The 557-nt window shown below is 45.0% G+C and carries 1 pseudogene; it reads left to right on the top strand.

From position 1 onward, the window contains the following. Window positions 1-69 precede the first annotated feature (69 nt). Window positions 70-557, top strand: a pseudogene (locus CIK04_RS25480) (undecaprenyl-diphosphate phosphatase); the annotation flags it as partial.

Here is a 557-nt window from a genome sequence, read left to right as displayed (position 1 = left end):
TKTKGCAAACTGCACGCGATCTCGACACATTAAGAGCGGTTGATTTTCATTATAAAAACTGAGTAAACCATGAGTTATTTTGAAGCGTTTGTGTTGGCTTTGATTCAAGGCCTGACAGAGTTTTTGCCGATTTCCAGTTCGGCGCATTTGATCCTGCCTTCCGCCATTCTGGGTTGGGAAGATCAAGGTTTAGCTTTTGATGTGGCGGTGCATGTTGGTACCTTAGCCGCTGTGGTGATCTATTTCCGTAAAGAAGTGATCACGCTCTTCGCTGCTTTGTTCGCGTCGATTTTTAAAGGCGAACGAAGTAAAGAAGCCAAGTTGGCGTGGATGATTGTGATTGCGACGATCCCAGCGTGTATCTTTGGCTTGGTGATGAAAGATGTCATCGAAGTTTATCTGCGCAGTGCCTATGTGAATTTGCCACGATTCGACCATTATTTTTGGTCTGTTGCTTTGGTGGGTCGATAAGAATGCCTCTTTGCTGGATGATGAATACCAAGCGGGTTGGAAGAAAGCTCTGTTTATTGGTATTGCGCAAGCATTGGCGATGATTC

It is taken from the genome of Vibrio sp. 03_296 (genome assembly GCF_002265885.1).
This window is presented reverse-complemented; position numbering and strand designations above follow the sequence as displayed.